Source organism: Opitutia bacterium ISCC 52, assembly GCA_014529675.2.
Taxonomy (GTDB): domain Bacteria; phylum Verrucomicrobiota; class Verrucomicrobiia; order Opitutales; family UBA2995; genus UBA2995.
Map to the genome: position 1 here is coordinate 2,595,280 of CP076040.1, position 24,289 is coordinate 2,619,568.

Sequence of the window (24,289 nt, forward strand, 5' to 3'; positions counted from 1 at the left end):
AAGCACTTGCTTTTAAGAAATGGACTCGTTTAGTTGCTTCCTTCGCTCTCAAAGAGAATCCATTAATGAATATCCACGAATACCAGGCAAAAGAACTATTTGCCGCCTATGGCGTTCCCGTCTCGAAAGGCGTGGCCGTACAATCTGAAGGCGATTTCGACGATGCACTCAGCCATTTTCCTGAAAATGAAATGGTCGTCGTCAAATCCCAAATTCACGCCGGAGGACGTGGCAAAGGAACATTTACCGATGGCTTCCAGGGAGGCGTCAAGTTGGCTCCAAACCGGGCAGAAGCCAAAGAACTGGCTGGAAAAATGTTGGGGAACACATTGGTGACTCACCAAACCGGACCGGTCGGCCGCAAGGTTCAAACGATATACTTCACTGAAGCCGCAACGATCGAGCACGAATACTACCTGGCAATCCTGATGGACAGAGAGACATCCATGCCAGTCATCATTGCCTCTACAGAAGGGGGCGTAGATATTGAGCAAGTTGCTGAATCGACACCTGAAAAGATCACCAAAGTATTTGTGGATCCTGCGATTGGCCTTCAGCCATACCATATGCGTGAAGTCGCGTTTGGACTCGGGTTTTCGGGCCAGCCCTTCAAAGACATGGTCAAGGCACTCGATGGTCTCTACAAATTCTTTTGGGAAAAGGATGCTTCTATGGTGGAAGTCAACCCACTCATTCTAACAGAAGAAGGAAACGTAATCGCACTGGATGCCAAAGTGGGATTCGACGATAACGCCCTCTTCCGCCATCCGGACATCGTGGAACTCCGCGACATGAATGAAGAAGATGAGAAGGAGATCGAGGCTTCCAAATTCGGACTAAGCTACATCGCTCTGGACGGAAACATTGCCTGCCTCGTGAACGGAGCCGGTCTGGCCATGTCCACCATGGACATCATCAAACACTTTGGAGGTGATCCAGCCAACTTCCTCGACGTAGGTGGAGGGGCTCAAGTAGAGCAAGTGACTGCTGCCTTTAAAATCATCTTAAGCGATCCAAATGTAGAAGGCATTCTCGTGAATATCTTTGGTGGCATCATGAAATGCGATACCATCGCAGAAGGAATCATCGAAGCAGCCAAGAATGTTGAAATCACGGTTCCTTTGGTCGTTCGACTGGAAGGCACTAACGTAGAATTGGGTAAAAAGTTGCTTGATGAAAGCGGACTGGCGCTTACCTCAGCAGACTCACTTTCAGATGCAGCTGAGAAAATCGTCAATTTAGAAAAAGAGGCCTAAACATGAGTGTTCTCGTTGATAAAAATACACGTTTATTAGTACAAGGTATCACCGGAAGATTCGGTGGTTTTCACGCAGGTCTCTCGATCGAGTACGGTACCACCGTCGCCGCTGGAGTGACTCCAGGCAAAGGTGGACTTATCTGGGAAGATAAAGTACCTGTCTTTAACACGGTTAAAGAGGCAGTCGAAAATGAAGGCGTCAATGCGACCGCCATTTTCGTTCCTCCCCCATTTGCAGCTGATTCCATTTTGGAGGCCATTGATGCAGAGGTTCCGTTAATTGTAGCTATCACAGAAGGAGTGCCTGTTCGCGACATGGCGCAAGTAAAAGCTGCTCTTAAAGACAGTAACTGCCGTTTGATAGGCCCCAACTGCCCAGGTATTATTACACCTGACGAATGCCGCATCGGCATCATGCCAGGGTATATACATAAACCAGGTCGCGTCGGCGTTCTTTCACGCTCCGGCACACTGACATACGAAGCCGTATGGCAGCTCACCGTGCGCGGTCATGGTCAATCTACCTGTATTGGTATTGGCGGCGACCCCATCAATGGAACCAGCCATCTCGATGCCATACAGCTCTTCAACGAAGATCCTGACACCGATGCGATCATTATGATTGGAGAAATCGGCGGATCAGCTGAGGAAGAAGCTGCTGCCTATATCAAAGACAACGTGAAAAAACCGGTTGCAGCATTTATCGCAGGCACCACAGCTCCTCCGGGTCGCCGTATGGGGCATGCCGGTGCAATTGTTTCCGGAAACAGCGGAACGGCTGAAGGTAAGATCTCGGCATTGAAAGCTGCAGGTATAGAAGTGGCAGATACTCCTTCGGAGATGGCAGACGCCCTACTTAGGATCTACCAACCTTAAGTCTGATAGAATTCTTGAATAAAAAAACGGCTAACCATAAAGGTAGCCGTTTTTCTTTAAAGGAATGGAACTGGTTCTATACGTCGGGCAAATTCTTGCGTTCAAGAATCTCAACCTCGTAGCCATCTGGATCCGTAAGGAAAGCCATCTTGTGACCTGCGGGGAACTTCTCCCGCCAATCACCGGGCCAAACATCGAGTCCTTTCTTTTCCAGGTCATCACAGAAGCTGATGATGTCCTCTACTCCAATGCACGTATGCATCAAATCTTCCGGGACTTTAACGTAATAATCCGGTGAGTAGCAAAGCTCCAAAAAATGCTCATTCCCTTCTAATTCGAGAAAGGCTAATTCATTTCCAGCTGGAGACTTGTCAGTCCGGCGAGTGCAAACAAATCCTAGATTGTCACAGTACCAATTAATCGTGGCATCCAGGTCACTGACACGGATTCGAGTATGCATGAATTTTGTCATAGTTCTTTCATTACCAATTTCTGTAACTGCGCCAAGGGCAAACTCGTTGACCCAGCATAAGGGATAGTCAAACTATTCCCCAGATAAGACCTATGAGACCAGCCATTCAAAAAATCGCCCTTTACCTTACCCTTGCCGGAGCGCTGGTTTGGCTACTCGGTGGAGCCAGAAAAGGATTCTATGTCATTTCTGAGGAAATCCCCAAACTGGATCCCGTCACAGAAATCGAGTATTCGGAACGTCACGACAAGTTTCTACCAGGTATTGATTTTCTGCTGGGAGGAGTCATTTTAGGAGGATCTTTTTATCTCGTTTCGTTTCTATTCCCAAAGCCTTTGATGTCTAACTCAGTTACACGACCATGAAGCTACTTCTCTTGATTTTGCCTCTTGTAGGAGCTGCCACACAACTTTCAGCAGATTCTATTACCTTCGATTTTGCGGATCCCAAAGGGGTCAACACTATCAATTTCCACTTGGATGCGTTGCTTGAATCGACAAGCGGGAATGCGAAAGGCGTGTCCGGTCTCATACAATACGATCCCCAACATCCCGGTAATACCACCGGCACGTTGCAAATCGATACCAACTCTCTCTACGTCGCTAACCCAAGAATGCGGGAACACTTGCATGGCCCCACCTGGATGGATGTAGCCAAACACCCAGACATCTTATTCACGGTCGGATCGCTGAGGAACATAGATACGACCGGAAACATAACCACCGCTGATGTGAATGGGGAACTTACAGTCAAGGGGGTTACCCGTCCCGTTTCGGCTAAGGCGATACTTACCTATTTAAAAGGAAAACTCAAAGCCCGTATGGGACCCCGTGGCCCGAATGGAGATATACTAGTCATTCGCACAAAATTTTCCATTAACCGTTCTGATTATGGAATTAATTCTGGCCAGCTCATAGACCGGGTCTCAGACGAAATCGAAGTTTCACTGAGCATTGCTGGACAAGCACCCTACTGAAGTGCTCTAGAGCAAAGGGTCAGGCGCCTCAGATAAGTCTCCGAATAAGCAAGACGCTTAATTATTTGGAGAAAATTCAATTTGGGCCCGGTTTTTGAAAAGCCATTTGGTTACGAGTCCACAAAAGATTCCAAATGGCAGATATCCTAGATACCCGAGAATGGGCATTTCAAACACAGGCCAGCCATTAAAGAAGGATAACTGATATTCCCATTTCAATTGGCTATAGAAATTCCAAAGCTCCCAAAAGAAACCACAGATCAATCCAGCCAAGGCCCAAAATGCGACCCACCGCCAATCACCGCGTGCCCAAGAATAAATACCAGCATTTTGTCCTATCAACAGTTGAAGCCCTCCACATATAAGAAGAGGTCCAAACCATAAAAAAGGATAGCTGAATTGAGGTATCCAACCAACGCCGAGCATTCCTAACAGCCCAAGAATCAAGGAGACCAGCCCTACACCACGATTCTTGAGAAACCCAAACCGTGGACTAATGTAGAAGGTGCGATGCAGGTGGTTGTAACTATGAAGCCACAAGAATACGGAGTACACCGCTGGCAGGACGGTTGAGAAGCAAAGACTACCGTGAATATAATAGTGATATGCCGAAAGCCCTTCCGCTCCGACGTAAATCCAATTCACTGTAAATCGATTAAGATATTCGAATCCCCACCAAAACAGTGCACTTAATAAAAACAGAGCAGCGAACTTGCCGGGAGACTTGTAAAGAGGAGCTTTATTGGATCGCTGATGCACATGCGCATTCACAACTACAATGAATCCAAGCCAAAGCGGAGTAAAAGTGTATATTTGAACAGCTGAAAACAGCGGTAGCCTAGTCCAAGCAATCAACCAAGAGACCCCTAACAGACTATATCCAAGATAGCCCCACTTTGGGAAATGTCTGCGCTGCACCAATAAGTTGTGCCGATAAATACGATCTTTCCTCTTCAACAAAACCCACAAAACGGGAACTAGGAAACAAGATCCCAAAGCTAAAAGGGTTAGAGTCGGACGAAACGGCAAATGCTCAATTCGTTCAAATTCAGGAGGAAATGCTATAAGGAAAGCAACGTCTCCCGAACCAAAGTATACCGCAGATAGAGGTAAGATTAGAATAGCAAGTAGCGTAAATGACCGACTCATCGAAGCAATCTAAACCTATTCATTTAGCAACCCATCAACGAGTATTCGACAGCCTACTCAGTGAACTAATACTGGTCCCAATTAAGCGATGACTCTCGAATCAAAAAGGATTCTTCAGCCTGGTTGAGCTTCTCATTCATCGTCGATAATTTGCGCCCAAGTTCTTTGCCCAAGTTCGCAAATAGCACTTCATATTGTTCAGGAGATAATTCCATGAGAGCTTGAAGATGATGATTATCAATCTCCGTTACCCAACAATCTTCATTTGCGTATAGCGATCTACTTCTACAGCTGCTTTCCAAAAAACTCGATTCACCCAAAACAGCCGGAGCCGCGTAATAAGTCAGCAGACAATCGACTTCCCCTGCCCGCTTAAACTCAACAGCCAGTCCTTCACTAAAAATGACCAGACTGGAGGCCGGTTCATTCTCCCGAAATACATAATCACCTCCAGAAACCAAGCGTTTGGAAGCTGTCTCCAGCAGCTTATTCATAGCATCTACCGTGATTCCTTTGAATGCAGGAAGCTTCCTAAGGTCCGACAGCTTGTTTTCTGTCTTTACCTTAGGATCACTTTGGACGTCATTAGAGGGAGATTTTGCCATCGTTTTCTGGAATAAGAAAAGAGCATGTACTCATTCTTTAGGGTTTCGAAATCATAGGTGGGGCACTGAGCAACTCCAGACAAACATCTCTCAATCGCCGTAAAAATACCCCTTTTTTCAGACTATTTGAAGAACCCCATTCTTTATCCTAGAGGTCGCCTGGGGGAATCCCTCATAGCAGTAGAGTAAAGAAAGTATAGGCTAGGTGACTTTTACTGCAAAAATTGTACGAGACTTTTCGTTTGTTCTAATTCATACTACTAAAATACTCATATGAATACTGACCAAGAACCAGAAGACTCAACTGAAACAGAAAACCCTCAAGCTGAAGCGAGTTCACCTCCACCCACTGAAACTGTGGAGTCGAGCGGTTCTGGGCTAAGCAAAGATTCCCTGAACATGGGAATGCTCTGTCATTTATTAGCTCTCACAGCATTTCTTACAGCAGGCGCTGGAGCAATCGTTGGTCCTCTGGTTATTTGGCTCATCAAAAAAGACAGTGATCCCTATGTAGATCAACAGGGAAAGGAATCTCTCAACTTTCAAATTTCAGTAGCCATATACTCAATCGTTGCAGGGCTTCTTATTTTTGCAGCCATTGGAATATTCTTACTTCCATTAATCGCCTTAGGGTGGCTCATTCTCACCATCTTTGGGACGGTTAAAGCCAGCAAAGGTGAAGTGTGGCAATATCCGCTTACAATCCGCCTTATCAAATAACTCGATTCGTCAATCAACTTTAGAATGAGCGCGCAGATAGTGCGCTCATTTGTTGTACGATTGGAAAGTGTCAGTGGGTCATCTTTGATGCCGCCCAAAAACGGCATTCATCAGAAAAGTTTCGAACCAACGCAGATTCATTACCCAACTCAGACCGAAGCCAGGTATCTACTTTTTCAAATCCGTGCTCCAGCAGCATGCGCTCAACGATTTCCGTCGAAGTGGAATGAATATACATAGTTCCCAGCTCTGTCTTGGATACAACGTCACCAAATTCTGTATCTCCACTGTGCCCTCCAGCCGCTGGGAGCTCGACCTCCTTACCCAGCCAATGATCTCGTTGGTTGCTCAACTCTCGATCATGGCCCGTAAACAAGAAGTGTCCACCGGGCTTCAAAACTCGATGAATCTCTTGCAAAGCTTTCAGACGTTCTTCGTGCCCAGGAATCATAAAAAAGCCATTGAATCCGAAAATCACTCCATCGAATTCACCAGCTTGCCACGGTAGACAGCGGGCATCTGCCTCTATAAACGAGAGTTTCGATCCGAGACTATCCCCAATCTGTTTCGCACCTGCGACCATTCCTGAGGAATAATCGGCTCCGGACACAGAAGTAAATCCGAGGTTTTCTAAACCAAAAGCAATCAGGCCTGTTCCACATCCAAGATCAAGAATCTGGTCATTTTTTCCGAAGCTAGACTGAAAGAGTCTGCTCTCAGATTGCCAAAGCCCCACCCGATGACTTTCCATAAAATAATGATCAACCACCTGTTTGCTTTCAAAGTAGCTTCTAGCAATAGATTCGACGGGGTTTTTGGCCATGGATTAGTGTTAGACGATAGATTTTAATTTTCCTCGAAAAACACTTGATTTTTTCAGGAGGAAGTGGACTCTTATGCGTTTTTTCAAAATGAAGGCAACCATACGCACACAAGGCAGACAGTTCACTGTTACTGAAGGAGACATCCTCACTGTGAACCAGTATCGCGATACTGAAGCCGGCTCCGATGTCGAAATCAATGAAGTTTTGGCCGTAGGCGAAGGCGAAAACGCCGTTTTCGGCGCCCCTCTCGTAGACGGAGCTTCCGTATCGGCTAAGGTGCTTGAAAACAAGCGCGGCAAAAAAGTCACCGTTTACAAAAAGAAACGCCGTAAGGGTTTCGAAAAGAAACGTGGCCACCGCCAAGAACTTTCTGTCATCCAGATCGAATCCATTAAAACTGCTTAATCATGGCACACAAAAAAGGACAAGGAACTTCCAGAAACGGACGCGACAGCAACCCCAAGATGCTTGGGGTCAAAAAGTACGATGGTGAACACGTGCTTGCTGGAAACATCATCATGCGCCAACGCGGAACTAAATATCACCCAGGCCGTAACATCGGAATGGGCAAAGACTTCACACTCTTTGCTTTGAAAGAAGGAAAAGTGAAGTTCGATAAAGCGCATCGTAAAATAAGTATAATAACTGAGGCTGCCTAAGCCTTCAGTCCTGACACTTTCAAAAACCCGTGACAGCGTTCACGGGTTTTTTATGTCACAACGTCTTACCAACCTTAAACGGCAGAAACAATTAATCGAAGAACATCTTCGTTGATTGGATGCTGAAATCGTGGCTGAAACGGGAGTGAGCTGGGAATCTGAAAAGCCCAACGATTCAAAGAATCCTGCTTCCATTGCACCCTTTCCTACTGCTCACCCGGAGCCACAATCGAACAAGAGCGACCCAACTCCCGTTGCTGCATACGAGAAGGAAGATTCTGAAACTACAAACATTGAAGAGATTTCTGACCAACTCATTTCTCAATATGGAAATGCGGCTGCTCGACATGAAATGGACCCAAGACTCGGGCTTGTCTTATTCTTCGGTGGCGTTTTGGGTTTCCTAGGATTTGTGATATTTCTCTTCTACTGGTTCGGCTACAGGTAGGACAGCCTGAGGACAGGTTTCAGCAATAGGGCTCCCATTGCGAGCGGACTGAAATTCAGTAATCGAATTAAAGCCAGACCTTCTTCGATCCATCTGTCCAAGAATCCCAGGCAGCTTGGCTGAATTTCATATAGCGGAGTCCTGTCTCAAAGTCGGTCAGAGTAACGGGTTTCCCATCCCTGATGGAATCGACAAAATCCTGCTCCACTTTCCAGTCATCCCGATCCTCATCCTTAATTTCCACTTCGTCATACTGGTTGCTGTCAGTAGCTGAGAAGAAGAGCTTATTAGAGGATAAATCCAAATGTAATGCTCCGGCCGTACCAGCAATACGAACTTCACTACGCTGTACGCTCGAACTGATCGCAGAAAACAGGTAAGTGGCCTTGAACCCCTGAGGGTAGCGTGCCATGACCGAAATATTGTCAGGGATCAGAACCGTCTTAAGCTGATCCGTGCCAGGGTCCTTACGAGCCATGGTGCTAATCAAGCCATCGGCAATTACCCACTCAGGATCCGTTTGCACCCAACGGAGAACAGCCTCGTGCATGATTCCCGAAAAAAGCGTATTTACTCCACTTAACTCGTGATCAAGCCGCCAACTAAATGCAGCACGCGGATCAGCCAGCGTACCATTGCTAAATTCCACGAATACCTCATACAGCAAACCGAGGTCGCCATCCTCGATCATCCGTGTAATGGTCTTGTCGAAAGCCAAGGTAAAGGGAGAGGGTACCACCTGAGCTACTAATTCAGGATAATCCTTCGAGACGGCCAGCATACTTTCTGCCTCTTCCAGGTTCCGCGCCATGCGAGCTTCAGTGAGTACATGTTTCCCTGCTTGTAGAGCTGCCACGGTCGCCTCCATGTGCATATTGGGCCAGGTGCCAATCATAACAGCATCGATCTCAGGATCATCAATTATTTCTCGCCAGTCGGTGAGAACTTTGGGAATCCCAAATTCGTCTGCCACTTGCTTGCCCGAGGCCTCACTTCGGTTGCAAACAGAGACAACATCCACGTTGTCGATTGCTTGAAATCCGGGAATGTGACGAAGCCGCGTATTTCCACCGGCTCCAATAATACCAATGCGTAAGGATGAATTAGCCATGATGATCTGAGATACCTAGGGTTGATAATATGTGGGCTCGATCTAAGCCCTCTATTCGTATGCGTTTCTGAGGCGAAAACTCTCCGGATTCCAGAAAAATTTGCTTACGGGGACACTTTAATTGTTTCGCGAGATGCTTCAAAAGCATCGCATTTGCCTTTCCGTCTTCCGGAGGAGCTTGAACACGAACTTTTAAATCGTCTCCCAACCAACCCGTTATTTCGGTCCGCGAAGCGTTAGGAACCACCTTGATACTCAGCGAAACGCTCGGTCGCGTCATACTTCGTTGGGATAACTCCCCAACCATTTGACGACAGGACAAACCTTTTCCAACTCTGCAATGACCTGCTGAATGGGTTCGTCTTCAATATGCCCCAAGACATCTACAAAAAACCAATACTCCCACGCCTTCACTCGCGACGGACGCGACTCGATTTTTACCAGGTTTATGTTCCGCCGGCTAAATGGCTCCAAACAACGCTGCAAATTCCCTGCCTTGTCCGGAATTGAAAGAACAAGACTCGTTTTATCCTTCCCGTCGCCCACCGGTCCAGGGCAAGCACTCTCGCGACCAATAACCAAGAAGCGCGTCTCATTATTGTTCATGTCCTGAATCCCTTCACCCACAATAGGCACTCCGTGCTCTTGAGCAGCTAATTCACTTGCGATTGCAGCAGCTCCTTCTTCTTCAGCAGCAATGGCAACTGCTTCTGAGGTAGACGAAACATCCATGGTCTCAGCATGAGGAACATGGCGACGCAACCAGCCACGGCACTGAGCGATGGCCTGGTCTTTGGAGTAAACTTTTTTGATATCCTCCAATTTCGAATTCGAAATCAGATGGTGCGTTATGGGGAGAAACGTCTGTGCGACTATCTTCAGATCTGATCCAACCAGAATGTCGAATGAATGGAGTGAATGAAACACAACGCCTTCCGCTGAGTTCTCAATGGGAATCACGCCATAATCAGCTTCCCCCTTATCGACCTCAGCAAATACGTCATTGATCGTCGTCATGGGTCGATACTCCATGCTGTTGCCAAACTGCTTAACCGCAGCCTGGTGCGTGAAAGTGGCTTTCGGACCGAGATATGCGATACGAACAGATTGTTGAAGCGCATAATTTCCCGACATGATCTCTCGGTAAATCCCTCTCAAAGCGGCATTACCAATCGGACCTTCATTTAAGGAGACCACCTTTTCGAATACCTGAGCCTCGCGCTTGGCATCGAAGACTGCTTTTCCAGAGGCAGCCTTCTCTTTGCCTATCTTTACCGCTTCACCAGTACGTTCGTTGATCAACTTGATGATCTGCTGATCCAACTCATCAATACGCTTTCTGTGTTCTTCAAGACTCATAGTGTTTAGGCGTCTTAGCGTTCTGCCGGTTTTGTTTCTTCGTCGTCAGATTCTTCAGGAGGATCTTCTTCAAGTGCAGATGCTTCAGGTGTGTTCGATTCGAATTCGTAGATGGGATCATCAGGAGAATTCAAATCAAGCTCTTCCTGATCTTCGTCGGTGGTCAAATGGGCTTCCTGGTTTTCAACATTATCTTCATCATTGGATGGCAGACCTACATCCGCATCTCCAAGATGTTCAGGTTCTTCCGCTTGATTTATCCAGGCATCCAACTGCTGAGTAGAAAGGACGTCCGTACTGGGTAGCTCATCCAGGCTTGTTACACCTACAAATTCCAGGAACTTATCCGTCGTCCCATACTGAACGGGTCTGCCAGGTAACTCGGCACGGCCAACCACGTAGACCAACTCATACTCAACCAGCTTCTGCAAAGAGCTGTCCACAGACACCCCACGGATCGATTCCATTTCTGAGCGCACTACCGGTTGGCGGTAGGCGATGATGGATAAGGTTTCCATCGCAGGTTGGCTTAGCCGCATTGGTTTCGGGTCTTCACGCAAAAGGCGTACCCAAAATCCGTGATCCGATTTTACAACCAGCCGAAACCCTTGATTTGTCTCCTGAATTTTATAGACCCCTTCCCGGTCAGATAATTGCTGATTCAGCTGGTCAATCGCCTCCCGAATTTGAGTGCTCGTGATCAATGCCGGAACATCATCGATTAACTCTAACGGAAATGGCAGATGACTCTCCAATGTTGAGTCCCCTCCTTCAGGTACCTTGCCTCGGATTTTCTCTGCCTGATCGTGAAATCGAGAGATCACCGCTTGGATATCTTTGATGCTCAGCGGCTCGGAGGTAGAAAAGAGCAGCGCATCTAAAACGTTGCCTAGATTGAACTGGGTTACGACTTCAGTCATAATGCTTGCAAACAGCAGATCAGTTTCGCCTTTTAGGTTGTAGTTTAATAATAATTTGTGGAAAAGTACTGATTCCTAGCGATGCCAGAATCGCAGGTCAAAAGCATTTCGAACCTTAACTTAGTACTAGCTTTGAATCAGTCCAGTTCAGATAACACAAGTCGCCCTTTTTCCTCTCAAGTAGTAGATGGGGATCACCGCGCTCCAAATCGCTCCATGCTACGGGCAGTAGGTTTCGGAGATGAAGATTTCAAGAAACCTCAAGTAGGCATCGCTTCCACCTGGAGTATGGTCACTCCGTGCAACATGCACATTAACGATCTCGCCAAAGAAGCACTGCGAGGTTCGAACGATGCGGGCGGAAAAGGAGTGGAGTTTAATACTATCACTGTATCTGACGGTATTTCCATGGGAACGAAGGGCATGCGTTACTCTCTCGTATCTAGAGAGGTCATTGCCGACTCCATCGAAACCGTGGTTTGCGCTGAAGGCATGGATGGCTTTGTCGCTATTGGAGGCTGTGATAAGAATATGCCGGCTTGCATGATGGCTATTGCACGTATCAACCGACCTGCAGTCTTTGTTTACGGCGGTACTATTATGCCGGGTTTCCATAAAGAGGAGCCGATCGACATCGTCAGCATTTTCGAAGCAGTAGGAAAACATGCCCGCAAAGAAATCGATGATGCCGAATTAAAGCAGATTGAATGTAATGCAATTCCTGGTCCCGGATCCTGCGGTGGCATGTATACGGCCAATACCATGGCATCTGCCATTGAAGCTCTGGGTATGAGTTTACCAAACAGTTCTGCTCAGGCAGCTATATCCGACGCCAAAAAAATGGATTGTTACGATGCCGGAGTTGCCGTGGTAAATCTGGTTAATAAAGGGGTCAAACCTCGAGACATTCTAACGCGGAAGTCTTTTGAGAATGCTATCATCACTTGCACAGCGCTCGGTGGTTCAACCAATTTGGTTCTCCACCTTCTAGCAATCGCCCACTCAGCAGAAATCGATTTATCCATCGATGACTTCGCAAAAATCGGTGAAGGGGTTCCCTTACTCTGCGATGTGAAACCTTTTGGACGTTATACGATGTCCGAGCTCATTAAGATTGGTGGCATTCGTCCGCTCATGAAAATGCTCTTGGATCGCGGCCTTTTGCATGGGGATTGCATGACTGTTTCCGGACTAACTATGGCTGAATCGCTAAAGGATGTTGAGCCTTACGCAGAAGGACAGGATATCGTTCGTGAATGGGATAACCCCATAAAAACAGAAACTCACTTGCGCATTCTAAAAGGTAATCTGGCACCCACCGGGGCTGTCGGTAAAATCACAGGCAAGGAAGGGCTCCATTTTAAAGGAACTGCCAAAGTTTACGAAGGCGAAGAAGATGCCCTGCAAGGCATTCTTCGTGGTGACGTTGTCAAAGGAAACATCGTCGTTATCCGCAACGAGGGCCCGGTTGGAGGACCTGGCATGCGCGAGATGCTTTCCCCCACTTCGGCCGTAGCTGGTAGAGGACTCATAATGGATGTCGCATTGATAACTGATGGTCGATTCTCTGGTGGCAGCCACGGATTTGATGTGGGACACATAACACCTGAAGCCGCACTAGGCGGGCCCATTGGCATTGTGAAAGATGGCGACGAAATCGAAATCGATGCCAAGAAAAACACGATACAGTTGCTCATCTCGGATGATGATTACGAATCCCGCATGGAAAACTACCAACCCTCCGGTTGCCCGGAGAAGCGTGGCATTCTGGCAAAATATGCCAAAACCGTGACTTCTGCGTCCTTTGGAGCGGTTACAGATAAGGATCTGTAACTCGCCGCTCTTTCCACAAATTAAACCATCGAACCTACGCGCACCATGAGTTGGTCACGTTTTAAGCAGCATTACTATCACAATACGGATCTCGGCCTGGCGCTGGATATCAGTCGTATGGACTTTTCAGACGACTTCTTTGAATCCATGGAGTCGCGCATTCAAAAGGCCTATGCCGACATGGATGCATTGGAAAAAGGCTCCATCGCCAATCCAGACGAAGACCGTATGGTCGGCCACTATTGGCTCCGGGCACCAGAACTGGCTCCTTTTGAGGACATCTCCGAAGAAATCAGTTCTACCTTGGAGAGTATCAAATTCTTTGCAGGAAAAGTTCACGATGGGACCATCGAAGGTCAAACCGGGGCATTTCAAAATTGCCTTGTCATTGGCATTGGCGGTTCTGCCCTTGGACCTCAATTTGTGGCTGAGGCATTGGGCGATCCCGATGGAGACCAATTAGCCCTCTTCTTTTTCGACAATACGGATCCGGATGGCATAGATCGTACCTTAGCCAATCTTGGAACTGAGCTAGGACAAACCCTCTGCGTCGTGATTTCCAAATCAGGTGGCACTCCAGAAACGAGAAACGGCATGCTTGAGGCCCAACGGGCTTACCGGGAAGCAGAATTGGATTTTTCCAAACATGCCATAGCCATTACAGGTGCTGAGTCTAAGCTCGATAAAGTAGCCACAGAAGAAAATTGGATCCAACGATTCCCCATGTGGGATTGGGTGGGTGGCAGAACCAGTGAGCTGGCTGCCGTCGGATTGATTCCAGCAGCGCTGCAAGGCTTGGACATTGATTCTCTCTTGGCTGGTGCAAAAGCCATGGACGCGTGCACACGTGAAACCAATACAGCAAAGAATCCTGCAGCCCTCCTTTCACTCATGTGGTACTATGCAACTAATGGTGTAGGTGAAAAGGATATGGTCATTCTCCCTTACAAAGATCGCCTACAATTGTTTTCAAAATACCTGCAGCAATTGATTATGGAGTCCCTCGGTAAAGAAACCGATCTGGACGGAGCTGTGGTAAATCAAGGAATCGCCGTATACGGCAACAAAGGATCCACAGACCAACACGCCTATATCCAGCAGCTCAGAGAAGGAGTGCACAACTTCTTCGTGACCTTCATTGAAGTCTTAAAAGACCGAAATGAACCTGAGCTTGAAGTCGAGCCGGGTATAACCGCTGGTGATTACTTGAAAGGGTTCTTATTGGGAACTCGAAAGGCACTCCACGACAATGGCCGACAATCCATCACCATTACAGTGAACGAGGTGACACCTCATACCGTCGGCATGCTGATTGCCCTCTATGAACGCGCGGTTGGGCTTTATGCTTCCTTGGTCAATATCAATGCCTACCATCAACCCGGTGTCGAAGCAGGCAAGAAAGCCGCGTCCGAGGTATTAGACCTGCAACATTCAGTTGTTGATTATTTGAATGATCACATCGGAGCCTATTTTACTCCGGATGCCATTTCCGAGGCTCTCGGGAATCAGTCCAACACTGAACAGATCTTTAAGCTACTGGAACACCTCGCAGCCAATCCAAGTCGTGGAATTGATAGAAACGGCACGGGCACTGATTCAGAATTTGGCTGTCCATAATTATCCCATTTGGTAGTTTTAATCTATGAATGGCTCTCTCCTACTCCGCATTATTTGCCTGGTTGGAGTATTAGTTTCGGGCTTCCTCTACCTCCAGGTTAAGAAGCAAAAGCTGAGATTGGACGAGAACCTGAACATTTCTCGGTTGGCCCTTCAGGAAGAACTCTCTCAGTCGGCGAAGCTGAAATCCCGAACCCTTTACGCTGAAGAATCGAGTAAACAACTACAGGCAATCACCGAAGAAGAACGGGCAAAGGCCACAGGATTTAAAGAGCAGTTTGACCAGCTGAAACAAAGAGCTGAAGCCGCAGAAGCTGCTCAAAAGCAGCTGGAGGAGGAACTGCAGAACGTAAATGCAGCCAATCGTGACCTTCAGCGTGAAAACAATAACCTTGAGGCCTCCATCCCTCCTCAAAACTGGCGCGAACAACTTAACGACCTTCAATCACGCAATCTGGAGCTGAGTGCAGAAAACACCTCCCTTCGACGCTCCCTGTCCTCAGTGAACCAAAATCCGGCTCTGCCACCTCCTGCTAGCAGTTTCCAGACGGATCCTCTGCCAACCCAATCAGTAGGAGAAGTCGTGCGGATTGGCCCGGATGGATCGTTTGCCATCATCAACTACGGTCGGCAACACGGAGCGGCAGAAGGCCAGACTCTCAGCCTACGCAGAGAACAACAAGAAATTGCGCTGGTGAGCTTAACCAACATTACCAACGATTTCAGTGTTGCCCAGATACTATCAGCTACTAACACTAACGATAATTTAAGTGTTGCGGAAATTCAAGTTGGAGACGCCGCTCATTTGGAATAAGTCATAAAACCCATGAAAATTGTTCGCACCATTTTAGCTTTGCTCGCGGTAGGCTCCGGATTGTTGCTTTTCTCCGGATGCGAGAAAACAAGCCCATATGATACTTCTATTCCCTGGAGCCGCCCAGCTGATTGGGAGCAACAGTTGCCTGGAGTAGGTAATCCTGGGTAATAGACCAACGATGAGTGAATGCGACGGGGAGACTCCCCTCCTTACTCCTGGACTGTACATAGTTGCCACACCGATTGGCAACTTGGGTGATATCACACAGCGTGCGCTTGATATCCTGAATAGCTGTGACCTGATTGCCTGCGAAGATACGCGCACTTCTGGCAAACTACTTTCACATTTTTCGATTAAGAAAAGCCTGGCCAGTTACCACGAGCACAATGAGAAAAAGCAGGCCGTGCTATTGGCAGACAAAATAGAAGCTGGGCAATCCGTGGCCCTGATATCCGATGCAGGCACTCCAACGCTTAGTGATCCTGGCTTTAGAGTGGTTCGCGAATGCCGCAATAGAGGCCTTCTGGTTTCTCCTATCCCAGGACCTTCCGCTGCGCTAGCCGCCCTATCCGCCTCAGGTCTCCCAAGTGATCGATTTTTTTACCGTGGATTTCTCCCTGCGAAATCGGCCGCAAGAAAACGATTCTTTGAAAGCATTCAAAACGCGGACCAGACACACATCGTGTTCGAATCCAATCACCGCATCTTAAAGTTCCTAGACAACTTCCTGGAAGTCCTTGGACCCAACCGAGTGATGTGCGTTGCTCGTGAGCTTACAAAACTTCACGAGACCATTTTCACAGGTTCAGCTGAAGAAGTATCAAACAATGTCCGGGCTAGATCGCAAAAAGGCGAATTCGTAGTTCTGATCGCTCCAACAGATTTCACTCTCTAAAATGAATAGTCCTTACCACCCAAGGGCGGCCGCACTCGATATTGGTAGTAATACACTTAAGATGCTGGTCGTCGAAAATAGACCCGAAGGCCTTAAAGCACTTGGCGAGCGTACGAGCGAAACGCGCATCAGCGAAGGGATCAGCAAAGATCATCCGGAGCTCACCGAAGCGAGTATGCAAAAAGGAGTGCAAGTGATTGGAGAGCTCTACCAGGAAATGCAGAGCCTTCAGCCAGACTACTCAAGAATTGTGGCAACCAGTGCTGTTCGCGATGCCAACAATCGAGAAGAATTTAAACGCCGTGTATTCGAAGAAACAGGACAGGAGGTTGACGTTATCGCAGGAGAAGAAGAAGCACGATTAATTGGCAAAGGCGTACTCACTGATCCTAATTTGAGGAATCAGAAAGAGATCATGATTTTTGATATGGGCGGCGGCAGCGTTGAATGCATTTATATCAAAGACCGCGAAATCAAGATGGCCGAGAGCCTCCCTCTAGGAGGTGTTCGCTTACTTGAACATCATGTCCAGAATCCTAATCTCCCCCTGAAAGAAGAGGAAAAGATGGCCGTCATCGAAGCCGTCCAACAACAGGTTTCTCAGCTTCCCATTAATTTAGAAAATCCAGACGAGGCCATAGTAGTTGGCGCCGGAGGCACCTGGGTGACCTCACGCGCAATTATTGCTCACAGAGCAGGTAAAACACTCGAAGAAAGCAGTCCCCATCTGAGCATGAGCGACCTGGTTTCAGTTTTTGATGAAGCTTCGTCCTACGATCTGCAACAACGCCTGCAAATCCCCAAGCTGCCTGGCAATCGGGCAGATGTATTTCCCGTCACCCTCTTGGCACTCATCCAACTGGGGAAATGGGTCGGCGTTTCCCAGTTCTATCACTGTTTTCGTAGTTTACGCTATGGGGTAGCGGATGAACTGCTGAATCCAGAAACAACCCAAAACTAAAGTTGGGTCCTTTCATAGAATAGTACCAATAAATGGATCTATTTTTTTAAATGCAGCATTGCGCTTTAGAAAAAGATCCATTCCCTACATTCGATTCTATGGCTACGAGTATTGAGGAAAAACGAGACCGCATCGTGGAGGAAATGTCACTTTTTGACGACTCCTATGAGCGCTTTGCCTATGTGATTGAAAAAGGCAAAAAGGCAGAGACATTACCCGACGAGTATAAGATAGACGCCTTCCGTATCGAGGGATGTATGTCAAACTTGTGGCTGGTTCCGGAGTTTACCGATGGGCTTTGTCAGTATCGTTCTGATTCTGACTCACCGATCACCCGCGGAGTGGCTCACCTACTTTGCAATCTCTATAGCGGCCACACCCCCGAGGATGTCCTGAGCGTGGATCCAATATTCCTATCCGAAGTGGGCATTACCCAGCACTTGTCCAGTAATCGCAGAAATGGTCTGTCGAATGTGACTTCCAAAATCCTCGGATACGCGGAACTTCAAAAATCAAAGTCTGCCTGATTGATTACGACTATTTCTCGGCACCTTCGGCTGAGGAATCATTGAGAGAAGGCCCTGATGGATCACTTTGAGAAATCGAGGTAGACGAAATCGGAGAATCCCCTTTCACATGAGTCTCCAGCCAGCGTTCCATTTCCCATAGATTATGCAGTACTCCCTTCTCACCGCGGAAGGTATGGCCTTCATAGGGCAACATAACCAATCGAGCGTGCTTACCCATGCCATTCAAAGCGTGAAAAAGCCTCTCGCTTTGCATCGGATGCGTACCGGGATTTTGATCCTCTTCACCATGAAGCAGCAGAAGCGGCTCATTTATGTAACTAGCATTCAGAAAGGGTGACATCTCCAGATAAACCCTCGGAGATTGCCAAAGGATTCGTTCCTCAGACTGAAAGCCAAAAGGAGTCAGCGTTCTATTATAGGCTCCCCCACGAGCAATTCCTGCACAAAAGAGATCTGTGTGCGCAAGCAAGTTTGCAGTCATAAATGCACCGTAGCTGTGACCTCCCAAGGCAATTTTGTCTTTTTCGCTCACCCCTCTACGGATGAGCTCCCTTACTACAGCATTCGCTGAATCAACCAATTGAGGGATAAAGGTGTCATTGGCATTTGAGCCGGATTGGGCAATAATGGGCATAGTAGGATCATCCAATACAGCATACCCTTGAGTTGCCCAAATGATAGGCCGGTTCCAACGCCCATAAAGAAACTGATAGGGAGATTTCTTTAACTGGCTTGCATTCTGCGCATTTTGATAGGCCTTGGGATAGGCCCAAACAAGTGTCGGAAGCGGCCCATTCTTTTTAGCATTGTATCCATCTGGAAGATACAAGTTAGCCATTAATTGCACACCATCCCTACGTTTATATTTCACGAGTGTTTGCTGAACTTCTTCAAGTTCTGGGTAGGGATTTTCATCGAAAGTCAGCTGAGAATGAAATCGCTTTCTTTTGCTCCAACTAAAATAAGTGGGAGGCATCGTTGGCGATTCCCGTCGCACTAACAGCTCCTCACCTTCGCCATCCAATACCGTAATAGGTGTTTCAAAGTAGGGTTTCTTGGAACGAAATAATCGCTTCTTACGTCGCGAATCAAAATTGAATCTGTCGAGAAATGGACGATCTCCTTCCAACGAGCCTCCTTCTCCTACCAAGAACATATGCTCCCCTGATTCATCTGTATGAACCATTGGAAAACCGCTCTCATTAAGCTTCATGAGAGGGAATCCGGGATGACGATATCGATCTCCCATATCAAAGCTGAGCAAGGTTCGAGTATCTTTTTGGTTCTTATTGGGATTAAAGGATGACAATTCAAGATCCCGCTCAACCCAATCCCAGCTAAAGATGAGGGCACGGTCCGACTCGTTCCACATGATGTCCCCCACTCGACCTGTGGCTTTAACTAGTTGGTTCGGAGCTGAGTCGAAAGGTGCTTGAAGGCTCAGGATTTGATCACGATAACGAGCGATCTCATAGGGACTTCCGTTATCCAAGGCTTCCACCCAAACAACGGTAGAGGGTTTATCAGATCTCCAACTAAATTTACGGGCACCCAAACGAACAATACCCCCTCCATAAGGAAGCGTTTCCGCCAAAGGCGCACCAGCAATTCGCGTTAGGCCTTCTGTCTCGATATCCCACACTTCGACATCGTAGGCAAATTGCTCCGCATTCACCCAATAGGACCAGGGCTCGACCAGTCTTTCGACGAGTAAATATTGCTGATCCGGAGACTCACGAAAGTAACCGTAGACTCCGGGCTCGCCGACCATCTCATGAGAACCGGTTAAACTGATCTTTGCGATCGAAGTCTTGAAATAGTGTTTAAAGAGCTCAACATCTTTCTGAGTTCGCAACGTGCCTTGATGTGTTTGAGCCGGAATTGACTGCCCGCTTGTCTCCCTGACTAAAGCAAGTCTCTCGACACTGGAATCTTCTACAAAAGCTTTTCTATCCGCTGGAATGGTTTTGACCCAAATATGTTGGCTATCGCTTGACCAGAATAGCAGTTCATCCATTGCCGCATGCACCGCCAAGTCACTCAGCTTCCTGGCGGTAAAACCTGTGGTTTCTATGACCCATAACTCGACCTGATTCTCACGTTCAAAAAGCGTCGCAACACGTTTACTATCCGGTGACCACAGCACGTGCAAAACCACCAAGTCCGTCGGTAATCCTGTAATTGTGTTTTCAGTGCCACTGGCTACGTCAACCAACGACAACCCTTCGGCATATACACGACGACTCTTTGCACTGGTATCTCGGTACATTTTAAATCCCGCCAATGAAACCTCTTCACGACGAAGATACGCTTCCGGTATTAGAGAAACCAAGTTCAACTTGAGCATCTGCTCTCTATTCGGAGAAGGATGGTAAACAGATGGCAGCGGTCGCTCAACCAGATTTCTCAATGACTCCGATGGTCTTTCATAATCAATCTCGGGCTGCCCAAATACCGGATGCCAGCCTATCAATACTAGCAAACATAAGAATCTGGTCAGGGAAGATAGCATCTATCTAAAAGAAAGTTACATAGTTTCAGACTGGGAGAAACACAGCTTATTCCATACATATTCCCATTTATAGGGCTTTCATGCCAGAATAGATTTTAAATCTAAGTCGGATTTATTCGGATTCTTCGTCCTTCAACTCAGCCGCTTGAAGCTCCCGCGGCACCGCTTCTACTAAAGTGCTGCCATCAATCTCCTTTTTCGAGAGATCGATGGGAAGTTCCTTCATTTTGCGTGCCGAAACCAAAACGCGCGATTCCAGGTTGTTTACAGCTTTGTTGTAGCTTTCAACCGCATTGCGCAGACCTTTGCCAACAGACATCCAGTTTTTGGCAACATCAGACACCCGATCATAAATCTCTTTTCCTAGTTTGCTAATCTCACGGGATTGCTGAGCAAGATTCTCCTGGCGCCATCCGTAAGCAACCACTTTAAGCAAGGCTATGAGCGTGGTTGGAGTCGCCAAAATTACTTTCTGCTGAACTCCTTCATCGATCAATCCCGGCTCCACTTCCAAGGCAGCGCTAAAGAAACTTTCGCCTGGCAGGAACAGCACGACAAACTCGGGCGTGTTCTCAAATTGTTCCCAATATGACTTCCCGCCAAGTTCCTTGATGTGCATCCGTATGTGACGGGCATGGTCCTTCATTCGAGCTTCCTTGTCCTTCTTATCATCGGCTTCCAGGGCGGCCAGAAAACCCTCAAGCGGAGCTTTGGCATCAATGATGATCTGCTTGTCACCCGGCAGGTGAACGATCATGTCAGGGCGAGCACGCGAACCATCGTCCCTGTCCTTACTTTGCTGCTCTTCGAAATCGCAGTGCTCCAACATTCCCGCTAGTTCGACCACTTTCTTAAGCTGAATTTCTCCCCAACTGCCTCGCACACGAGGCGTATTCAGCGCTCGGGCAAGATTACCCGTTTCGGTTCGCAAGCGCGTTTGTCCTTCTGCCAGGGACAATACCTGCTCCTTCAATGCTTCATAGGTTCCTACACGGGCTTTTTCAATGTCCCCTACTTTTTCGCCAAAGTTCTTGAGAGACTCATTGATTGGTTTAAGCAGCCCTTCAATCGCCTGTTTGCGCTTTTCCAGCTCTCCCTTGGATTTTACCTGCTGAGAATTCAGGTGCTCCTTTGCTAATTCCAAAAACGATCGATTATTCTCTTTCAAGGCCTCCCCTGATAGAGCCTTAAAGACATCCGAGAACCGCTTCTCCAATTCCTTATAGACCTGCTCTTTCTCAGTAAAATGCTCTTGGTCGCTTTCAAGCTTTGTCTCCAAAGTCGTGACTTGAGTGCGTAACCCTGAAATCTCCTGAACGGATGCCTCCAGTCTTCGACGAGCCTCTTCATAGGCCTCATCAAGTTTATGAATGTCCGCCTCTTGCTGCTGTACGCGCGCAGCCAAAAGCAATTTTTGAGAACGTTGTATCAAGAAAACAACCACGCCACTCAAAAGAACACCCGAAACAAAAGTCACCATTGGTAGCAGCCAGTCCATACTCGAAGACTATCCCTGCGCGTTCTTCGCTTGTAAACGGTAAAGACCTGAGAAGTTCTGTCAGTCAGGATAGCCCACAGAGAGCCTCATCCGTTAAAAACAAGAAGCGCTCGTCTTTCGACGAGCGCCCCTAAAATGTTGGATCGGATAACTTCCCGGCCACGTAACCTACTTTAGCGATCTGATTGCGGATTCAGATCATGAGGAAACGTTGTCATTGAAAGGAAGTATGAGATTCCAACACACCGAGTGAGCGGTGCTTGGTTTTTAGAATAGAGAAATTCCTCTTAGATTAGAATCCGGCCAGCACCTTATTCGTTAAGTGACTTGGTTTAGGGGTTCATAGTTTTTCTCTTTAGTCCATGTACGAAATTCCCCTAGTACCAACTGAGGTTTTCTCGCAAAAACTGAAAATAAAGCCAGAGGAGTTTCATAGAAACGATCCACATATCCTTCATGAAAAGCAGCCGTTGGAAATTCAGTCATGGGCCTTCTCTGTTATTTTTAATTGCCAAGTGACTGGGACCTTATGAATAAGGGGGCTTCTTAACCCAAATGTTAAGCCCATCCATGACATTAAACAAAGAACGTTTCGGCGGAATCCAGCGCCTCTATGGTTCTGAAAACGCCCAGAGACTTGCCCAGGCCCACATTGCTGTTGTGGGAATTGGAGGAGTGGGCTCCTGGACCGCAGAAGCCCTAGCCCGCTCTGGCATTGGGCATATTACGCTTATTGACATGGATGAAGTCTGCGTAACCAACACCAATCGGCAGGTTCATGCGGCAACAGACACCGTGGGTCATATGAAAACAGCTGCGATGACTAAGCGTATTCAGTCCATCAACCCGGACTGCAAGGTGACGGAACAGAATCGATTCTTTACCGCTGCCTCCTGTGAATCATTGCTCGATCAGAAGTTTGATTGTGTAGTGGACGCTATTGATGACCGCAAAAACAAGTGCCTGCTCATTGCCCGATGTAAGCGTCGAAAAATACGATTGGTAACAACCGGAGCAGCGGGTGGACGTCGGGATCCTTCTCTGGTTCAAGTGCGCGATATTAATAAGGCTTATAATGATGCCCTGATGGCCAATGTCAGGAAAGAGCTTAGACAAGATTACGGGTTTTCCCGAAATCCAAAACGCAATTGGGGTATCCCCTGCGTCTTCTCTGCCGAGCCAGTCGTTTTTCCAGACAACGACGGATCAGTGTGCGAGAAGAAACCCAAAGATACCGAACTGAAACTCGATTGCGCTAGCGGGTATGGAACAGCCAGCTTCCTCACAGGAACATTCGGTTTTCAAGCAGCCGCCAAAGCGATTGAGCTGGTCTTGCGAAAATCTGCTGAGCCGGTCTGAGTAGCTAGCAACTGACTAGACCTACCCGAAGATTCGCTGGTAATTTTCCTCTACTTGATCGACCAGCCTCTCAACTGGCATATCCAGCACTTGGGCCAAACCTGAATAAACAGCACCAATGTTACCCGGATGATTCACTGACTTTCCTTCATCATCCAGTGGCAAGGGATGTTCATCACGGTCTTCTGGCAAATGCTGATCGGGAGCATCTGTTTCTACTAGGATCCGATCAATAGGTATTGTTTTGAAAGTAGCCCTGGCTTTCGATTTACGATCCAGCAGAAAGTAGCCACTGAATGAAAAGTAGCATCCCAACTCAGCCAACTGAGGAACCATTTCTTGCGCTCCGCCATAACTATGAAGGAGCACGCCTACTTTCGGCAGCGCTTCTTCCCCCAACAAATCCAGCATTCTTCCCCACGCATTCAAACAATGAATGCTGGCAGGCACGTTCTTCCGGGCAGCAAGCTGTAACTGCTTTTTGAACACTTCGACCTGATCATCGAAATCATGATTCTGAATCCAACGATCGAGACCAATCTCACCGACAAATCCATTATAGTGATCAATACAGTATTCCAGATTACCCAACCAATGGGCAGAGCGATTAAATATATGCCAAGGATGCAGTCCAAATGCAGGTTTCACAAACGGAAATAGCTCTGATAACTGCCCGACTCTCTCCCAGTCAGCTTCTTCAGTTCCATTGACTACTACGCGTTTTACTCCGAGGGAAGCATAGGTATTGGAAAGATCATTAAGAACGGACTTGAGGCGGGGATCCTGAAGGTGAAGATGACTGTCATAGAGTGACACGAGTGTAGTAGAAAACAAGTACAGCTAACTGGAAGCCTATTTTTCATTTTAAAATGAAATCCATAAATTCTTTG

At 47.4% G+C, this 24,289-nt stretch carries 26 protein-coding genes; 15 read left to right on the forward strand and 11 right to left on the reverse strand.

Features of this window, described 5'->3' with window-relative positions:
- Positions 1–65 precede the first annotated feature (65 nt).
- On the forward strand, positions 66–1,256 hold the full coding sequence (sucC, locus tag GA003_11000) for an ADP-forming succinate--CoA ligase subunit beta (protein ID QXD26575.1): 1,191 nt from the start codon (positions 66–68) through the stop codon (positions 1,254–1,256).
- A gap of 2 nt (positions 1,257–1,258) precedes the next feature.
- Entirely contained in the window at positions 1,259–2,134 is an 876-nt protein-coding gene (sucD, locus tag GA003_11005) for a succinate--CoA ligase subunit alpha (GenBank protein QXD26576.1), read from the forward strand.
- A 76-nt stretch (positions 2,135–2,210) separates the two neighbouring features.
- Here sucD and GA003_11010 read toward each other — a convergent pair whose 3' ends face one another.
- Positions 2,211–2,606 (reverse strand): VOC family protein, encoded by a 396-nt coding sequence (locus GA003_11010; GenBank protein ID QXD26577.1) that lies wholly within the window; start codon positions 2,604–2,606, stop codon positions 2,211–2,213.
- Positions 2,607–2,698: 92 nt separating this feature from the next.
- Between GA003_11010 and GA003_11015 the strand changes: the two genes are divergently transcribed.
- Together GA003_11015 and GA003_11020 are read left to right on the forward strand one after the other, a co-directional pair.
- Positions 2,699–2,971: a hypothetical protein gene (locus GA003_11015; protein QXD26578.1), complete on the forward strand. Its 273-nt coding sequence runs from the start codon at positions 2,699–2,701 to the stop codon at positions 2,969–2,971.
- Positions 2,968–3,582 (forward strand): YceI family protein, encoded by a 615-nt coding sequence (locus GA003_11020; protein QXD26579.1) that lies wholly within the window; start codon positions 2,968–2,970, stop codon positions 3,580–3,582. The genes GA003_11015 and GA003_11020 overlap by 4 nt, the downstream gene beginning before the upstream one ends.
- Positions 3,583–3,639: 57 nt before the next feature.
- Here the strand turns inward: GA003_11020 and GA003_11025 are convergent, their stop codons facing one another.
- Positions 3,640–4,227 (reverse strand): hypothetical protein, encoded by a 588-nt coding sequence (locus GA003_11025; protein QXD26580.1) that lies wholly within the window; start codon positions 4,225–4,227, stop codon positions 3,640–3,642.
- Positions 4,228–4,796: 569 nt separating this feature from the next.
- A complete protein-coding gene (locus tag GA003_11030; protein QXD26581.1) occupies positions 4,797–5,336 on the reverse strand; it encodes a cyclic nucleotide-binding domain-containing protein in 540 nt (179 codons plus the stop codon).
- A gap of 399 nt (positions 5,337–5,735) precedes the next feature.
- Between GA003_11030 and GA003_11035 the strand changes: the two genes are divergently transcribed.
- Entirely contained in the window at positions 5,736–6,056 is a 321-nt protein-coding gene (locus tag GA003_11035; protein QXD30413.1) for a DUF4870 domain-containing protein, read from the forward strand.
- Positions 6,057–6,126: 70 nt separating this feature from the next.
- Here GA003_11035 and GA003_11040 read toward each other — a convergent pair whose 3' ends face one another.
- Positions 6,127–6,879, reverse strand: coding sequence for a class I SAM-dependent methyltransferase (locus GA003_11040; GenBank protein ID QXD26582.1), 753 nt, complete (start codon positions 6,877–6,879; stop codon positions 6,127–6,129).
- Positions 6,880–6,967: 88 nt separating this feature from the next.
- On the opposite strand from GA003_11040, the gene rplU reads away from it, so the two are divergent.
- The 3 genes from rplU to GA003_11055 all read left to right on the forward strand — a co-directional run bounded on the left by rplU (position 6,968) and on the right by GA003_11055 (position 7,987).
- On the forward strand, positions 6,968–7,285 hold the full coding sequence (gene rplU, locus GA003_11045) for a 50S ribosomal protein L21 (protein ID QXD30414.1): 318 nt from the start codon (positions 6,968–6,970) through the stop codon (positions 7,283–7,285).
- Between the two features lie 2 nt (positions 7,286–7,287).
- A complete protein-coding gene (gene rpmA, locus GA003_11050; protein ID QXD26583.1) occupies positions 7,288–7,539 on the forward strand; it encodes a 50S ribosomal protein L27 in 252 nt (83 codons plus the stop codon).
- Positions 7,540–7,669: 130 nt separating this feature from the next.
- Entirely contained in the window at positions 7,670–7,987 is a 318-nt protein-coding gene (locus tag GA003_11055) for a hypothetical protein (protein ID QXD26584.1), read from the forward strand.
- 67 nt (positions 7,988–8,054) lie between these two features.
- Here GA003_11055 and GA003_11060 read toward each other — a convergent pair whose 3' ends face one another.
- Genes GA003_11060 through scpB form a run of 4 tightly spaced genes read right to left on the reverse strand, consistent with a single transcriptional unit; the run spans position 8,055 to position 11,377 of the window.
- Positions 8,055–9,098 (reverse strand): Gfo/Idh/MocA family oxidoreductase, encoded by a 1,044-nt coding sequence (locus GA003_11060; GenBank protein ID QXD26585.1) that lies wholly within the window; start codon positions 9,096–9,098, stop codon positions 8,055–8,057.
- Complete coding sequence (locus GA003_11065; GenBank protein ID QXD26586.1) at positions 9,091–9,405, reverse strand: YggU family protein; 315 nt, start codon at positions 9,403–9,405, stop codon at positions 9,091–9,093. Before GA003_11065 ends, GA003_11060 begins: the two co-directional genes overlap by 8 nt.
- Positions 9,375–10,457 carry a prephenate dehydratase gene (gene pheA, locus GA003_11070; GenBank protein QXD26587.1) on the reverse strand — a complete coding sequence of 361 codons (1,083 nt, stop codon included), beginning with the start codon at positions 10,455–10,457 and terminating at the stop codon, positions 9,375–9,377. Before pheA ends, GA003_11065 begins: the two co-directional genes overlap by 31 nt.
- 14 nt (positions 10,458–10,471) lie before the next feature.
- A complete protein-coding gene (gene scpB, locus GA003_11075) occupies positions 10,472–11,377 on the reverse strand; it encodes an SMC-Scp complex subunit ScpB (protein ID QXD26588.1) in 906 nt (301 codons plus the stop codon).
- 81 nt (positions 11,378–11,458) lie between these two features.
- Here scpB and ilvD point away from each other — a divergent pair, with 81 nt between their 5' ends.
- The 6 genes from ilvD (at position 11,459) to GA003_11105 (ending at position 18,027) form a co-directional block, all read left to right on the forward strand.
- Complete coding sequence (gene ilvD / locus GA003_11080; protein ID QXD26589.1) at positions 11,459–13,210, forward strand: dihydroxy-acid dehydratase; 1,752 nt, start codon at positions 11,459–11,461, stop codon at positions 13,208–13,210.
- A gap of 45 nt (positions 13,211–13,255) precedes the next feature.
- Complete coding sequence (locus tag GA003_11085; GenBank protein ID QXD26590.1) at positions 13,256–14,827, forward strand: glucose-6-phosphate isomerase; 1,572 nt, start codon at positions 13,256–13,258, stop codon at positions 14,825–14,827.
- Between the two features lie 25 nt (positions 14,828–14,852).
- Positions 14,853–15,641: a hypothetical protein gene (locus GA003_11090; protein QXD26591.1), complete on the forward strand. Its 789-nt coding sequence runs from the start codon at positions 14,853–14,855 to the stop codon at positions 15,639–15,641.
- A 181-nt stretch (positions 15,642–15,822) separates the two neighbouring features.
- Positions 15,823–16,539: a 16S rRNA (cytidine(1402)-2'-O)-methyltransferase gene (gene rsmI / locus GA003_11095; protein QXD26592.1), complete on the forward strand. Its 717-nt coding sequence runs from the start codon at positions 15,823–15,825 to the stop codon at positions 16,537–16,539.
- Position 16,540: 1 nt separating this feature from the next.
- Positions 16,541–17,500 carry a hypothetical protein gene (locus tag GA003_11100; protein ID QXD26593.1) on the forward strand — a complete coding sequence of 320 codons (960 nt, stop codon included), beginning with the start codon at positions 16,541–16,543 and terminating at the stop codon, positions 17,498–17,500.
- Positions 17,501–17,598: 98 nt separating this feature from the next.
- Positions 17,599–18,027, forward strand: a complete 429-nt coding sequence (locus tag GA003_11105) for a SufE family protein (protein QXD26594.1) — start codon at positions 17,599–17,601, stop codon at positions 18,025–18,027.
- A gap of 10 nt (positions 18,028–18,037) precedes the next feature.
- Here the strand turns inward: GA003_11105 and GA003_11110 are convergent, their stop codons facing one another.
- Together GA003_11110 and rmuC are read right to left on the reverse strand one after the other, a co-directional pair.
- Positions 18,038–20,512 (reverse strand): prolyl oligopeptidase family serine peptidase, encoded by a 2,475-nt coding sequence (locus GA003_11110; protein ID QXD26595.1) that lies wholly within the window; start codon positions 20,510–20,512, stop codon positions 18,038–18,040.
- Between the two features lie 142 nt (positions 20,513–20,654).
- Positions 20,655–22,040 carry a DNA recombination protein RmuC gene (gene rmuC, locus GA003_11115; GenBank protein ID QXD26596.1) on the reverse strand — a complete coding sequence of 462 codons (1,386 nt, stop codon included), beginning with the start codon at positions 22,038–22,040 and terminating at the stop codon, positions 20,655–20,657.
- A gap of 570 nt (positions 22,041–22,610) precedes the next feature.
- Between rmuC and tcdA the strand changes: the two genes are divergently transcribed.
- On the forward strand, positions 22,611–23,399 hold the full coding sequence (gene tcdA, locus GA003_11120) for a tRNA cyclic N6-threonylcarbamoyladenosine(37) synthase TcdA (protein QXD26597.1): 789 nt from the start codon (positions 22,611–22,613) through the stop codon (positions 23,397–23,399).
- Positions 23,400–23,420: 21 nt separating this feature from the next.
- Here the strand turns inward: tcdA and GA003_11125 are convergent, their stop codons facing one another.
- Positions 23,421–24,215: a TatD family hydrolase gene (locus tag GA003_11125; protein ID QXD26598.1), complete on the reverse strand. Its 795-nt coding sequence runs from the start codon at positions 24,213–24,215 to the stop codon at positions 23,421–23,423.
- Positions 24,216–24,289: the final 74 nt, after the last annotated feature.